The 13,855-nt window shown below is 70.3% G+C and carries 16 protein-coding genes; 6 read left to right on the forward strand and 10 right to left on the reverse strand.

Annotation, left to right across the window (positions count from 1 at the left end):
- Nucleotides 1-25: 25 nt before the first annotated feature.
- From AC0IW9_RS25120 to AC0IW9_RS25155, 8 genes are all read right to left on the reverse strand, one after another.
- Nucleotides 26-724 carry a hypothetical protein gene (locus tag AC0IW9_RS25120; protein ID WP_471651032.1) on the reverse strand — a complete coding sequence of 233 codons (699 nt, stop codon included), beginning with the start codon at nucleotides 722-724 and terminating at the stop codon, nucleotides 26-28.
- Nucleotides 721-1,296 (reverse strand): type II secretion system protein GspM, encoded by a 576-nt coding sequence (gene gspM / locus AC0IW9_RS25125; protein WP_471651033.1) that lies wholly within the window; start codon nucleotides 1,294-1,296, stop codon nucleotides 721-723. The genes AC0IW9_RS25120 and gspM overlap by 4 nt, the downstream gene beginning before the upstream one ends.
- Before the next feature lies 1 nt (nucleotide 1,297).
- Nucleotides 1,298-2,347 (reverse strand): PilN domain-containing protein, encoded by a 1,050-nt coding sequence (locus AC0IW9_RS25130; protein WP_471651034.1) that lies wholly within the window; start codon nucleotides 2,345-2,347, stop codon nucleotides 1,298-1,300.
- Between the two features lie 95 nt (nucleotides 2,348-2,442).
- The gene (locus tag AC0IW9_RS25135; protein WP_471651035.1) at nucleotides 2,443-3,060 is read right to left on the reverse strand and encodes a type II secretion system protein GspJ; all 618 of its coding nucleotides are present in this window, start codon (nucleotides 3,058-3,060) and stop codon (nucleotides 2,443-2,445) included.
- Nucleotides 3,057-3,473 (reverse strand): type IV pilus modification PilV family protein, encoded by a 417-nt coding sequence (locus AC0IW9_RS25140; RefSeq protein ID WP_471651036.1) that lies wholly within the window; start codon nucleotides 3,471-3,473, stop codon nucleotides 3,057-3,059. Before AC0IW9_RS25140 ends, AC0IW9_RS25135 begins: the two co-directional genes overlap by 4 nt.
- Nucleotides 3,463-3,930: a GspH/FimT family protein gene (locus tag AC0IW9_RS25145; protein WP_471651037.1), complete on the reverse strand. Its 468-nt coding sequence runs from the start codon at nucleotides 3,928-3,930 to the stop codon at nucleotides 3,463-3,465. Before AC0IW9_RS25145 ends, AC0IW9_RS25140 begins: the two co-directional genes overlap by 11 nt.
- Entirely contained in the window at nucleotides 3,920-5,137 is a 1,218-nt protein-coding gene (locus tag AC0IW9_RS25150; RefSeq protein ID WP_471651038.1) for a type II secretion system F family protein, read from the reverse strand. The genes AC0IW9_RS25145 and AC0IW9_RS25150 overlap by 11 nt, the downstream gene beginning before the upstream one ends.
- A gap of 3 nt (nucleotides 5,138-5,140) precedes the next feature.
- Nucleotides 5,141-6,874 (reverse strand): GspE/PulE family protein, encoded by a 1,734-nt coding sequence (locus AC0IW9_RS25155; protein ID WP_471651039.1) that lies wholly within the window; start codon nucleotides 6,872-6,874, stop codon nucleotides 5,141-5,143.
- On the opposite strand from AC0IW9_RS25155, the gene AC0IW9_RS25160 reads away from it, so the two are divergent.
- Complete coding sequence (locus AC0IW9_RS25160; protein WP_471651040.1) at nucleotides 6,854-7,714, forward strand: prepilin peptidase; 861 nt, start codon at nucleotides 6,854-6,856, stop codon at nucleotides 7,712-7,714. The genes AC0IW9_RS25155 and AC0IW9_RS25160 overlap by 21 nt on opposite strands.
- A 186-nt stretch (nucleotides 7,715-7,900) precedes the next feature.
- Here the strand turns inward: AC0IW9_RS25160 and AC0IW9_RS25165 are convergent.
- A protein-coding gene (locus tag AC0IW9_RS25165) for an IS3 family transposase (protein ID WP_471651041.1) occupies nucleotides 7,901-9,042 on the reverse strand; the annotation gives its coding sequence in 2 pieces (ribosomal slippage) (nucleotides 7,901-8,766 and nucleotides 8,766-9,042; 1,143 coding nt in all).
- Nucleotides 9,043-9,145: 103 nt separating this feature from the next.
- Complete coding sequence (locus tag AC0IW9_RS25170) at nucleotides 9,146-9,772, reverse strand: hypothetical protein (RefSeq protein WP_471651042.1); 627 nt, start codon at nucleotides 9,770-9,772, stop codon at nucleotides 9,146-9,148.
- A 454-nt stretch (nucleotides 9,773-10,226) separates the two neighbouring features.
- On the opposite strand from AC0IW9_RS25170, the gene AC0IW9_RS25175 reads away from it, so the two are divergent.
- The 5 genes from AC0IW9_RS25175 (at nucleotide 10,227) to AC0IW9_RS25195 (ending at nucleotide 12,570) form a co-directional block, all read left to right on the forward strand.
- Complete coding sequence (locus tag AC0IW9_RS25175; RefSeq protein WP_471651043.1) at nucleotides 10,227-10,511, forward strand: hypothetical protein; 285 nt, start codon at nucleotides 10,227-10,229, stop codon at nucleotides 10,509-10,511.
- A 32-nt stretch (nucleotides 10,512-10,543) separates the two neighbouring features.
- Nucleotides 10,544-10,897, forward strand: coding sequence for an HNH endonuclease (locus AC0IW9_RS25180; protein ID WP_471651044.1), 354 nt, complete (start codon nucleotides 10,544-10,546; stop codon nucleotides 10,895-10,897).
- Nucleotides 10,898-11,261: 364 nt separating this feature from the next.
- Nucleotides 11,262-11,510, forward strand: a complete 249-nt coding sequence (locus AC0IW9_RS25185; protein ID WP_471651045.1) for a hypothetical protein — start codon at nucleotides 11,262-11,264, stop codon at nucleotides 11,508-11,510.
- 463 nt (nucleotides 11,511-11,973) lie between these two features.
- Complete coding sequence (locus AC0IW9_RS25190; protein ID WP_471651046.1) at nucleotides 11,974-12,144, forward strand: hypothetical protein; 171 nt, start codon at nucleotides 11,974-11,976, stop codon at nucleotides 12,142-12,144.
- 189 nt (nucleotides 12,145-12,333) lie between these two features.
- A complete protein-coding gene (locus AC0IW9_RS25195; RefSeq protein ID WP_471651047.1) occupies nucleotides 12,334-12,570 on the forward strand; it encodes a tyrosine-type recombinase/integrase in 237 nt (78 codons plus the stop codon).
- Nucleotides 12,571-13,855: the final 1,285 nt, after the last annotated feature.

Consider the following 13,855-nt stretch of genomic DNA (forward strand, 5'->3'; position numbering starts at 1 on the left):
AACAGCGGAAGCGACAGGCGGCGTATCATCGGGTGGGAAATGCTCCAGCGCGGCCGGGCAGGGCGGGGCGAAAGGCTGGTGGGGCGAAGCCGCGGACGGTCGCATCGACGCCGGCTTCGGGGGTGTCCGGCGACGCCGGGGGGGCGGCATCGGCGGCTTGCCGTGCCGCGTTGCGCAGGATGTCGAGGCCGGATGGCGCGGGGTTCGCCGCGAAGGCCGCCGCCGTGCCAGCCGCGGGCCGGCCGGCGGCGGCCCGGTCCTTGTCCTCCCCCGCCGGGCTGAAGCTCGGCCGCACCAGCCGCGGGCCGGCAGGACCGGTCAGGCTCACCTGGCCGCCCGAGATCTCCCGCACCACGAAGCCGCCGATGCCGCCACCCTCCCGCACCGCCAGGCTGCGCTCGCCCACGGCGAAGATCGCCTGGCGACCGGCCGAGGTGATGAGGATGCCGGTGAGGCGCGGCGGCTCCTCGGCGCGGTCGCCGGCAGCCCCCGCCGCGCCGGCCGGGGCCGGCCGGCGGTCCGAGCTGAACAGCGGCCGGGCCAGGCTCTGGGCGATCCAGTCGTCCTGGCGGCGCTCCGCCGCGGCGGCCGGCGATGCGGGCGCCGGACGCCGTGGCGAGGCGAGGACCGGGACCTCGGGCGTCGTGAAATCCTCCAGCTCCAGCACGATCGCCGCGGCAAGGCCGGCGGCGAGCAGGCCCAGCAGCAGCAGCAGCCGCGTCATGGCGCGGCCACGGCGGCGCGGAAGGCGAAGACGGTGAAGGTCGCGTTGACCGGACGGGTGGTCTCGGTGCCGAGCGACAGCGCCGCCTGCAGCTGCATGTCGTCGACCAGCATGCGCGGGCTCGCCTGCTCGAGCGCCTGTAGCAGCCGGACCAGCACCGGCCAGGCGCCCGCCGCGGTGACCCGCATGCCAATCCGGCGAAACACGCCGATGGCCTCGGCCGGCAGGGCTTCCGCGCTGGCGAGACTGACGCCGGCCTGGTTGGCCAGTTCGCGCACCCGCACCTGCAGGGCCGCCCCGGCCAGCGCATCCGTCGTGCCCTCCAGCAGCGCGGCGGCGGGGGCGCGGTCCTGGCCTTCGCCCCGGGCCTGCTGGCGCAGCGCCGGCAAGGTCTCGGCCGCCAGCGCCATGCGCCGGGCGACGGCGCCGCGGTTGTCCACCGCGTCCGTCAGCGCCGTCTTCCAGCCCAGCAGCGGGTCCACCACCACGGCCCAGACCAGGGCGAGCGCCAGGACGGTCAGGCCCAGCGCCAGCAGGCGGCCGCGCACTCCGGTCGGCAGGTTGGCGATCATCCTAGCGCCCCAGCTCCAGCCGCAGCGAGAAGAGCTCGGCCCGGCTCGGCTCGGCCCGGGTGACCGGCGACAGGAAGGCGACGTCGCGCAGCATCGGGTCGGCCGACAAGCGGGGGATCAGCCGGGCCGCATCCGCCGACTGCCCGGTCAGCGTCACCTGCCGCTGCCGGAGCGTGAAGGCGGTGAGGTAGGTGTCGTCCGGCAAGACCTCGGTCAGCAGGGCGATCGCCTCGAGCGCCTTGCCCAGCCGTGCCTCCTCCGCGCCGAGCGCGTCGTCGGCGCTGGTGCGCTCGGAGATCCGCCGCCGCAGCGCCGTCACCTCGTCGAGCTGCGGTCGCAGCCGCTCGATATCCGCCTCGATCCGCGCCAGGGCGCGGTAGGGCAGCAGGATCGGCAGGCCGACCGCGACCAGGGCGAGCACGGCACAGAGCCCGCCGGCCGCCAGCAGCACCCGGCGCCGGCCGCGCCCGGCGCGCGGATCCTCCGCCGCCAGCCCGATGTGGCGCGGCTCGCCGTCCCGGGCCATGACCCGCAACCCGGTCGGCGTCTGCCCGGCCGCCCGCAGCGTGTCGACGACCGGCGCCAGCAGGGCCTTGGGCACCAGGGACAGCCGCACCCGCATGTCCCGCCGCGCCCGGTCCTGCTGCAGCACCGTCCAGGACCAGTAGACATCGGCTGCGGCGAACGGCGTGAAACGGTCGAATTCGTAGCCGAGCACGCGGCCGAGGTCGCGTTCGGCGACCAGGGGCAGGGTGACGGTGCGCTCCAGCAGCCGGTCGGCCGGCAGGCGCAGCAGGGTCGCCGCGGGGCGCTGGCCGTGCAGCAGGCCGCGGAGCCCGGGCGCCGCCGCAGCGTCGAGCGGCAGGTGGCCCAGCGAGACCTCCCGGCCGCGGCGGCGCAGGGCGATGCCGAGCCTCGCCTCGGCCCCCTCCCCGTACGGCTCGATCAGCAACGCATCCCCGCCGTCCCGGTCCGTGGGATGGAAGCGGGAGGGGATGAGCCCGGCCATCTGCCCGGCCCACCAGTGCATGGCATCGGCGAAAAGACTCACGGACTGGCCAATTCCCGCACGATTCGTCCCCGTGGCAAGCCGCTTGTCTTATCGAGGCTTTCGTATACCTCGCGTCGGGTCCGCCTCAAAGGCGCTTACCGCAGCGGCGCCTCGCGCAGGGGTGCCGCGACGATATCGGGCCAGCGCCGCGGGTCGCCGGCCCGGAACCGCAGCCGGAGCCGTACCAGCGAGGGCAGCGCCTCCTCGCGCCAGTCCGGCTGCCAGGCATTCCGGCCCCAATAGGCGATCTCCAGGGCTTCGACGCCCCGCAGCAACTCGGCCTCGGCCGGCGGCGGCGGCGCGGCGAAGCGGGTGGCATGCAGATGCGGCCGCCAGCGGAGTAGCAGCCGGCCGGCTTCCACCGACAGACGGATATCCGCATCCCGCGTGCCGAGGGCGCCGGCGGCCGGGCCGAGATCGGTCGTCGCCGCGAAGCCGCGCGCGGTGCCGAGCAGCCGGGACGGCTCGCGCCGGGTGCCAGGGTCGAGCTGCTGCACCAGCCGGCGCAGCAGCCGGTCCACCGCATCCAGCTCGCTCCGCCGCGCCACCACCTGCGCCTGGCGGTCCCAGGCCAGCAGGCCGAAGCGGAAGCCCTGGACCAGCCCAACCATCAGGAAGCCGAGCACGGTCAGCGCCACCAGCGTCTCGAGCAAGGTGAAGCCGGCCTCGCCGCCGCGCCCAGCCTCGCCACCGTGCCCCGGCTTGTCCCTCATGGCGGCGGCGGCGGCGCCACGCCGAGCCGCCGGGTCTGCAGCGTGACCTCCCGCGCCGTGCCGCCGCTGCCCCAGGCGATGGTCACCGCGACGTCGTACAGCACCTGCGACAGCTCGCCCGCCCCCCCCGGGCGGGTTGCCAGCGGCGCGATACGGACCCGCCAACGGTAGCCACTGCCGTCGTCGCCGCCCCGGTCCTCCGCCGCCAGCGGCGCCCCCTGGCCGAGCACGGCTAGGCGCGACCGCGCGCGCGACACCGCCTCCTCCGTGCGGCCGGCGAGATCGGCGGCGCGCAGGCCGCCGAGCGAGCCCTGGAACAGCGCACCCAGCCCGATCGCCGCGATCAGCAGGGCGACCAGGACCTCGAGCAGGGTGAAGCCCCGCTCCCCGGCGGCGGCTCGGTCAGGGCGCATCGGTCACGCTGACCCGGCCGGTCAGCCAGTCGACGCCGACCCGCAGCCGGCGCTGGCCCGCGGCGAGCTCGATCCGGCCGCCCGTGGAGCTGCCGTCCGGCAGGAAGCCGATGCCGCCAAGGCGGTTGCCGGCGGTCTGCTCGGCCACCGCCGTCAGGCTGAGGCTCAGGCCGCGCGGCAACGGCTGCACCGGCCCCTCCCCCACGCGGTAGCTGCCAGCCGCGACATCCAGCGTGAAGACCACCCGCCGGCCGCGCGCGATCGCCTCGGCCCGCGCCAGCCGCAGGCCCTGCGCCACCTGCCCGGCGGCGGCGCGGGCATCGAGCGTCGGGCTGCGCCACGGCCCGCGCTCCAGCAGCAGGCCGAGCGACAAGCCCAGCACCGCCAGCACCACCAGCACCTCGATCAGGGTGAAGCCCCCGTCGCCGCCTGCCGCCGGCCAGCCCCTAGGTCGCAAGGTCGTTGAGGCTCAGCATGGCGAGCAGCAGCGCCGAGACGATGCCGGCCACCGCGGCGCCCATCACGATGGTGATGACCGGCACCAGCAGCGACACCAGCCGCTGCAACCCGGTCCGCGATTTCTCCTCGTGGATGACGGCGGCGCGCAGGGCCATCGGCCCCAGTTCGGCTTCCTCGCCCAGTTGCAGCAGGTGGATAGTGCGGACCGGGAAGATCCCGGCCGCCGCGAGGGAGCGGGCCAGCCCGGCGCCGCCCTTCACCGCGAGCGTCGCCTGGTCCACCGCGGCCACGGCGGCGAGGTTGCCGACGGTATCCCGCAGGATGGCCATGGCGCTCACCAGCGGGACGCCGTTGTTCAGCAGCGTGCCGAGGGTCCGGGTGAAGCGCGCGGCCAGGACCTCCCGCGCTAGGCCGCCGAGGATCGGCAGGCTGAGCACCAGCCGGTCGGCGACGATCCTTGGGCCGGGCCGCCGCAGCGCCTGCCGCAGCACCAGGAAGGCCCCCGCCGCGGCCAGCACGGCATAGGCCCCGTAGCCCGAGACCAGGTCGCCGGCGGTGATGAGCAGCTGGGTCGGGCCCGGCAGCGCCGCGCCGTTCTGCTCGAACAGCGGCACGAACTGCGGCAGGACCCGGGTCAGCAGCAGGGCGATCGAGCCGATGGCCACCACCAGCAGCAGCGCGGGATAGATCAGCGCCGAGGTCACGTTCGCCGCCAGCGTGCGCTCCCGCTCCAGCAGCTCGGCCATCTGGTCGAGGGTGGCCGCCAGCGTGCCGCCCGCCTCCCCGGCCCGCACCAGCCCGACATAGAGCGGCGGGAAGCTGCGCGGCTGCCGGCCGAGCGCGGTCGCCAGCGACGCGCCGTCGCGCACCGCCTCGCGGATGTCGGCCAGCACCGCGCGGACCCGTGGCCGGGTCGTCGTCTCCAGCAGGAAGCGCAGCGCGCGGTCGAGGTCCTGGCCGGCTGCCAGCATCAGCGACAACTCGCGGGTGACCTCCGCCACATCCTGCGGCGAGAGCGCCTTGCCCCGGCCCAATTCTAGATGGAGCAGGCCGTACCAGAAGCTGCCGGTATCGGGTTCGGCATGCAGCGGGATGCTGCCGTCGCGCTGCAGCCGCACGATCACCGCCGCCTCGTCCGCCGCCTCCAGTGTGCCGCGTATCGTTTCTCCGCCCCGGGCGATCGCGGTGTAGCGGAACGCCGGCATGCCTCAGGCCTCGGCGCGGATGCTGCGAACCACTTCCTCAATGGTTGTCGTGCCGGCCAGCGCCGCCGCCACCCCGGCATCGAACATGGTCACCATGCCGGCCTGCACCGCGGCGCGCTCGATCTCGGTGTGCTCGGCATGGGCGAAGATCAACCGCTCCACCGCCGCGTCGGGGGCAAGGAATTCGGCAATCGCCTGGCGGCCGCGGAATCCGGTGCCGCGGCATTGCGGGCAGCCGACCGGATGCCACAGTGTGATCGGGCCGGCGTCGCCGGCAAAGCGCTGGTCGAGGCCGAAGCGCCGCACCACCTCCGGCGGTGCGGCCTCCGGCCGCTTGCACGCCGCGCAAAGCCGCCGCACTAGGCGTTGCGCCAGGATGCCCCGCAGCACCGCGGTCAGCAGGTAGTCCTCGAGCCCCATGTTGCGGAGGCGGGAGATGCTGGCGGCGGCCGAGTTGGTATGCAGCGTCGACAGCACCAGATGCCCGGTCAGCGCCGCCTGCACCGCGATCTGCGCGGTTTCCAGATCGCGGATCTCGCCGACCATGATGACATCCGGATCCTGCCGCAGGATCGACCGCAGCAAGGCGGCGAAGTCGAGGCCGATCTGCGGCTTCACCTGGATCTGGTTAATGCCAGGAAGCTGGTATTCGATCGGGTCCTCGACGGTGACGACCTTGCGCTCGGTGGAGTTCAGGGCCAGCAACCCGGTATAGAGCGTGGTGGTCTTGCCGCTGCCGGTCGGCCCGGTGACCAGCAGGATGCCGTTCGGCAGCGCCATGGTCTCGCCCAGCCGCGCGATGACCGCCGGCGCCAGGCCCAGCTTGGCATAGTCGAGGTCCACCGCGCTGCGGTCGAGCACCCGCAGCACAACGGTCTCGCCATGCAGGGAGGGAATCGTCGAGACCCGGAAGTCGATGTCCTGGCCACGGACCGCCAGCTTGATGCGACCATCCTGCGGCAGCCGCCGCTCGGCGATGTCGAGTCGCGCCATGATCTTGATGCGGGAGGTGATGGCCGGCGCCAGCCTAGCCGGCGGCGCTTCCGCCTCCTGCAGGACGCCGTCGTAGCGGTAGCGGACCCGCAGCCGGTCCTCGAAGGGTTCCACATGGATATCGGAGGCCCGGGTCTCGACGGCGCGGGCGATGATCTGGTTGACCAGGCGGATCACCGGCGCTTCGCTGGCCAGGTCCTTCAGCCGCTCGGCGTCGTCTTCCAGCGCCGCGCCGCGGCTCTCCTCGGCCGGCTCCCCGGCCGTGCCGTCCTCGGGATAAAGCCGGGCGAAGGCGGCCTCCAATTCGATCGGCACGGCGACCTCCAGCACGACGCGCTTCCCGGTCGCGGCGGCGATGGCCGCCGGCAGGAACGCGTCGAGCGGATCGGCCGCGGCAACGACCATGCAGCCATCCTCGATGGCGACCGGCAGGGCGCGGGCATGCCGCAGGAAGCGCAGCGACAATTGCCCCGCATCGATGGGCTGGTCCGCGGGATAGCGATCCGGCGTGGCGATCCGGGCGCCGAGCAGCTGCGCATAGGCGGACGCCAGCACCCGTTCGGTCAGCAGGCCGAGCTGGAGTAGCACCGCATCCAGCCGCTGGCCGCTTTCGCGGGAAACTTGGCGGGCACGCTCCAACGCGCGCGGCTCGCAGTGGCCTTGCGCGACCAGCGTTGCCGCCAGCCGGTCCTCGCTGTCCTCGGCCTGGTCCTGGACGGCCTGGTGTCCATCGATGCGCGTCATTGCCGCATGGCCGACATGGCTGCTAATGGCCTCGTGTCCGGGTGCCGGGCATGGGCTTCAATCTGCGGCAATGCCGTCGTTCAGGCAAGCCGATGCCAAGGATCGCGGCGCATCGAAACGTTCCTGCCGATCCTGCTTGCGCCGATCGCCGGCAGCCTGCTCGGCGTGTTGATCCGCCGCCTGCCGGAGGGGCGGCCGGTCGCCAACGCGCGATCCTGCTGCGAGACCTGCCACCGGCCGTTGCGCTGGCACGACCTAGTTCCCCTGGCGAGCTACCTCTGGCTGCGTGGCCGCTGCGGCCGGTGCGGAGCGCCGATCGGCCGCTTCCATCTCGCGGTGGAGATCGCCGCCGTCGCCGTCGCGGCTTGGGCCGTGCTCGCCGCGGCGGAGCCGCAGCATGCCCTGGCGAATGCCCTGCTGGGCTGGGTCCTCTTGGCGCTGGCCGGGATAGACGCCGACCATTTCCGCCTGCCGGACGTGCTCACGCTGCCGCTCATTGTCGCGGGATTGGTCGCTACCTGGCTGTTGGAGCCTTGGGTGCTGGCCGAGCATGCCGTCGGGGCAATCGCTGGCTACCTGCTGTTCCGGCTGCTGGCCGCGGCGTTTCGCCGTTGGCGGGGCTATGACGGACTGGGCATCGGCGACGCGAAGCTGCTGGCAGCCGGCGGCGCTTGGGTTGGCTTGGGAGCACTGCCCATGGTGATCTCCATCGCCGCCCTGGCGGGTATAGGTTGGATAACACTGCGGCACGGCGATCGCCATCGCGCCATTCCCTTCGGGCCCTTTCTTGCCTTGGGCATCTGGTTGATGCGATTACACGGCGACCTGATGCTACCATGACATCAGCGTCATTTCTTCTGGATGTACGGTGCGAAAGTGGGTTTGTGCAGTACAGGGAAACGTCACGACACCACTATCGCAACGGTATTTACGGCTCAACCTGCCGAGTTGCACGGATCAGCAGGATGAGGTGGCCCCCTCCGTCGGACAGTTTGACGGCCTGACTAAACTCGGTTCTGGTTTCCGTCAGGCCGCCAATCTCTCCACCACGCCTGCCCCATATGCCTCGTCGGGGGTCTGCCCCGCCAGAGTGCTGTGAGGGCGTGCCGTGTTGTAGTAGTTGATCCACTTCGACAGGCCAGCCCGCAGCTCGGTTCCGGTCTCGAAGGCATGCAGGTAGACGCACTCGTACTTCAGGCTGCGCCACAGCCGCTCGATGAAGACGTTATCCATCCACCGGCCGCGGCCGTCCATCGAGATGCGCACCCCGGCCTGCTGCAGCACCCCGGTGAAGCGTGGCGAGGTGAGTTGGCCCCCCTGATCGCTGTTGAAGATCTCTGGCCGCCCGAACTGCGCTAGGGCTTCTTCCAAAGCCTCAATGCAGAATTCCACATTCATGGAGTTGGACACCCGCCAGGCCAGCACCTTGCGCGTCGCCCAATCCATGATGGCGATGAGGTAGAGGAAGCCACGGCGCATGGGTAGGTAGGTGATGTCGGTGCACCAGACCTGGTTAGAGCGATCAATTGTAAGATCGCGCAGCAGGTAGGGAAAGATCCGGTGCTCAGGGTTCGGCACCGTCGTCCGCGGCCGTTGGTAGATCGGTGCCAGGCTCATCTTGGTCATCAGCCGCCGGATCCGCTTGCGGCCGACTGTGTAGCCTTCACGCCGAAGATGCCGCGCCATCTGCCGAGACCCGTACCAGGGCGTCTCCAGGAACTGCGCGTCGATCAGCTGCATCAGCTCCAGGTTCAGTGCCGTCTCGCCCGCAGGCGCGTGATAGAACCCCGATCGGCTGATCGAGACCAGTTGGCACTGCCGCACCACCGACAACTGCGGGTGCTCCGGCTCGATCATCTGCCGCCTCCGCTCCAGGCTCATCGACCGGAGGCTTTCGCCAAAAAATCCCGCTCCACCACTTGCTGCCCGATCTTGGCGTGCAGCTTCTCGACGTCAGCCTCGGCCGCCTGCGCGCTCTCCTGCGCTGCCGTCTTGCCAGAGAACACCGCCGTCAGCCCTTCCATGGCCTGCCGCTTCCACTCGCCGACCATCGTCTGGTGAATGCCATGCTTGGTCGCCAGCTGGGCCGTCGTAAGCTCACCCCGGAGCACTTCAAGCGCTACCTTCGCTTTGAAGTCTGCCGAATACCGCGTCCGCTTGCCCGCCATCAGGGGATATTCTTCTCATAGCGAACCGAACTTAACCATCTGTCCAAGATCCGGGGACCACCTCACAGCGTCCGACTCGGGCGGCATGGTCGTCACCGCTGGCTCAGTGGGATGGCAGGCGATGCGGCTGGGGGCGAGAGCTGGCCCGCAGCCCATCCGGTGAGAGGCGGGTGCCGGCGGGGATACGGACTTTGGCCAGAGCGGCACGGCGGCGGAGGATGCGCCAGACCCCCTGTGGGCTGAGCCGGTCCTCCAGCGTCCCCGCCGCGGTCACCCGGCGGAAGACCGCGCCGTAGTCGATCCGCGCCTGCCGCAACCAGGCCTCCAGGGCGCGGAGCGCGGCCTCGTCCAGCACCGCGGCGGGCCGCGCTGGGGCGACCGGGCCGGCGACGAGCCGGTGGAGGGTGGCGCGGATCGCCGGCTGGGCCGGATCCCACGGGTGGCCGCCGCGGCGGTGCCGGTCGGCGATCACCGCCAGCCGGCGGCGCAGGCCGCTCGGGCCGAGCCGGCCGGCCAGGCTGGCCAGATGCCCGGCGACGGCCTCCGGGGTGGCCGGCAGCGCCGGCTGTCCGGCGGCGGCGCACCACCCGGCAAAAGCCTGCCAGTCGGCGGCATAGACGCGGCGGGTATGCGCCGACTGTGGCGGCCCGGAGGTGGCGTGGTGGGTGGTGATGGCGCTGGGTCCCCTGCCCCGGTTCGGCCCGGCTGGCGGCAGTCCAGAACCTGCCATGCCGGGATCAATCGGGGCAATCCGGCTGATGTCAGCATGAAGGCACGATAACATACCAAGCATCACTAGAATCATGCCAAGTCGCTGATATCAGGCGTTATTCTTCAGAAACGCTGGTGATGCTGCTTCCCAGCCCCATTCCGTCCGCTAATCCTGCTTTGCGGACGTGAAGATCTCTCAAATTGAGTTCGACCCAACCAAGTTTCCAGATAGTCGAGAACCGATATTATCCGTTCGCTGAGTGGGGGGCGCCGGCGCAGGTCGAGGACCTACGAGAAGTCGATCGACCCCTGGATGTGATCGCCAGCAGATGATGCGGACCCCGTGGTCCGGCCGCCATCCCGACCGGCCCGGGGCCTCGGAAATTTTAGCAGGCAGGCTAGGGCGAGGACGGCAACATCTGTTATCGTTCTGCGTCCGCAAACGCCGGTCATCGAGGGGCTAATCTATGGGCTTGTTAAATTGGTTGTGGTCGGAAACCGCGCTGGAGCAAGTTCGCGAGGTGGAGCAAACAGCGCCAAGTTTCGAGCAGCGCCTGGAGCGGATCGTTCGGAACTCCCAGGGGCTAAGCGGCCGCTCCCAGGAGGAACGCCAGATCCTCATTGAGGACGTCACGGAGGCGCTCGACATCGTAGAGGCCGCCATCGGCGCGCTTGAGGCCACAGAGCTCGCCGACCGCGCGAAGCGGACCCGGACTCGTCTCCGGACCATCCGCACCCGAGCTGAGCGGGCGGCCTGACGGTGGGGCGGTTCGCTCGCCTCGCCGAGCAGATGGGCGACATCGAACGGCTGGCCTGGGAGGAGGTCTGGATGGTGGCCGAGGATTGCTCGGAAATCATCCGCAGTATGCCACACCACCGCCGCAAGCGGGTGGCCTCCGCCCTAATCGCGGAGATGCTGGAAGCTCAGGGCGGCATTTGTCCACTCTGCGAGAACGCCATTGAGCGATCAACCTTGGGCACCTACCACGTCGACCATGTCATCCCCTTCACCCGGGGTGGCGGCTATGAGCGTGACAACCTCCAGGTCACGCATCCGTCCTGTAACATGTCCAAAGGCGACGACGTGATGCTGGAGGATCTTGTTCCTTACCTGGAGCGGAAGGCGGAGGAACTGGGCTTCTGAGGCCCCGGCAGGCCGGGTAGTGGGCCCATCGCGCACGACACATTGGACCAGCAATTCCACCACTCGCGCCTTTCCATTCGGACGCAACCGCTCGCTCAGGACCGTCCTCCACGAAAAAAAAGCAAAATCTGAAATCTGCACCGTCGACGCCCTTTGATTGTGGCATGTCACTTCCAACACGCGGAACGCGCCAAGAATGCGTGTTAGGGGGCGGCTGCCAAACCGCATTTGCGGACATCACGAGAATGTCCTGGCCGGCGCCGCCAAGCGTGATTCCGCTCACGCGGGTGTCGCCTATTCCCGGTTGTCAGACCGCGGACATGCTCCCGCCCCAGCGCCAGCCGGGCGCCATGCGGGAGGCGCCATGTCGAAACACGTCATCATCGCCAGCGCCCTGTCACCGCAGCCCCAGCCAGTGCCGTTGCGCTACTTCCTTGGCTATCATGATGAAGACGCTTGGTTTGAGCCGCTTTGGACCTTTGATCCCTGGCAGGCGCGCTGGGTTGATGCCCAGGAAGCGGCGATCGAGACCGCATTGCTCACCCACCTTTGCCCCGGCGATCACTTGCAATCCTGGTCGCTGGACCGGGTAGGAACGCCCAAGATCGGCTGATCCCTTCGCGGCCGCACTGGCCCGCGCTAGCCTCGGGTAATGGCCCCGCCTCGGCCCCGGGACTTGCTGCAGCGTTACCCTGTCGACCCCAGGTGCTGGGCACCCGGAGCAGACCGTCACAATGCAGGAATGCAGGCCCTCGCCGCCCGCGCCTGCGGCGCTGGCACCCGCCGCACCTACTGTTCCGCCTGGCGGGTCTATGAGGCTTGGTGCAGCGGCCTCGGTCGGTCGCCGCTCGCCGGCGACCCGGAGACGGTGACAATGTACGCGGTCCACACCGCCGACCGCGGCCTCAGCCTCAGCCTCTCCAGCCTCCGGGTGACGCTGGCCGCCATCCAGGCCGCGCATCGCCTTCGACCTCCGCCACCCCCGCCTGGTCATACTGCTCGAGGGGATCGCCCGCACCAAGAGCTCCCGCCCGGCCAAGCAGGCGAACGCCGCCGAACCCGAGGCGCTGCGGCGGATGCTGACGACCCGGCCCGGGCCGGAGATGCCGCTCCGCGCCCGCGACCGGGCGCTCCTGCTACTGGGCTTTGCCGGGGCGCTGCGCCGCTCGGAGCTGGTCGGCCTGACGCTCAGCGACGTCGAGGTGGTGCCGCAGCGCGGCTTCTGCCTGCTGATCCGCTGCTCTTAGACTGATCAGCGCGGCGCCGGCCACGCTATCGCCCTCTGGGCCAACCCCAAGGAGCCCGGCCTATGCTCGGCCCGGGCGCTCGACGCTTGGCTCGGCTTTCGCCAGGGCGGCGGCGACCACACCGGGGGCGCCTCGGATTCGGCGCTGCCGCTATTCGTCGGGCTGAGCAGGGCCGGCAGGCTCTCTGGCTTGGCCCTTTTGGACAAGGCGGTCTGGCGCCTGGTCAAGCAGGCCGCCCGAGACGCCGGCTTGGCAAATCGGGAGGGCTACTCCGGCCACTCGCTTCGCGCTGGTCTCGCCACCGCCGCCGGTGAGGCCGGCGCCGATCTCGCCGCCGTCATGCGCCAGACCCGCCACCGCTCCGCCGAGGTGGCGCCGGGCTACCTCCGCCCGGCCAAGCTTTGGCGCAACAATGCTTCGCAGTAGGTTTGGGACAACGCTTAGTAGAAGACAGACGACGCGCCGTAAGACCAGCAAAACAACCAATTCTGGAGACATTACCCGCACCGTGCGGAACGCCAGCGGATTTCAGGGTTTGTGCTAAAAACCTCTGGCGGTCGTCTGGTCCGGTCCTAGCGTGGGATGCTTGGTCAGGCCCAGCCGTCCCTTGATCCTCACCGCTTTGTCCGGAGCCGATCACGTCTTTTCCCGCATAACCACGCCAGGCCCCCATCCCAAGCCCGAGGACACGCAGATTCTCCACATCACTACGCGCCGGCGAGCCCACCGGCATCGTCGGCCCATGCTGCGACCTGGCGTGATGCTTTTCCGGCCTGTCCGACCCTGACCGTGCCGCCGGCTGACAGCCCTCCCGCGGCCGAAACGCCGGCTCTGCCGGTCGGCCATGTGAGGCCCGGCTGAGAGCCCTTGCTGGCACCGATTGCGGCGACCGCCGTCCTGCAGCCCTCTCCCCTGTGCCGGGCGCCGCCGAAAGTTCCGCGCCCGGTGCTGCAGCGGGCAAACAGGTGGAGTTTTGCCAATCCCTTCGCAGCCGAGAATGCCGGCGCCAATTGCCTCCGCTGCGGCTATCTGGTTTCGCCGGCGCGGGAAAGGCGTGGCCTCACGACCTGCACCCGATGCCGCTGAGGGTCGAGGGCCGCAGCTTTTCAGGACGGGCGGCCACTCGGGATCCCGTTGGCGTTGCCAAGACCGGGGGGCAGCTCGGCGTCGCGGGCAATTTGCAGGCCTCCTCGCGGGACCAGCGCCTCAGGCGGCCGGCAACGAACATCCAGGACTGTTTCGGCTAAAGCGTGGACTTGGCCATTGCGACTCTCGAACACGATGACGCAGGGCTCAATACTGCTGCCGTATCCACCAAGCCCGACCCTGACGCCACGGCCGAACCCACCCTGCCAAACCCGGAGCCGATGCTCGGCCAAATCGACGGCGTGCTGCCTGGGTGGCTCAGATTACAGTGGAGCAGGCGCCGTCATAGCTGCGCTGGGGAACGCCGGGGCCCGCGATGAGATCGGCTTCCGGGCGGACCGACATAGGTCCTCATGCGCCGGTCGAATTCCGACGGGCTGGTGCCGGGGCAACCGGCAAGCAGGCTGAGGACGGCAAGCCGAACCCTCATCATGGATATCCACTTTCTCACAACTCTGGCCGTCAGCGCCGGCGTTGTAGTACCAGCACAAGCATCAGCGGAGGATACCGGCGTCGCACGAATTTGCTTGCGGAAGGGCGCAGGAGGCGAAGCTTGGTCCTCACG

The organism is Belnapia sp. AC561 (assembly GCF_979252845.1).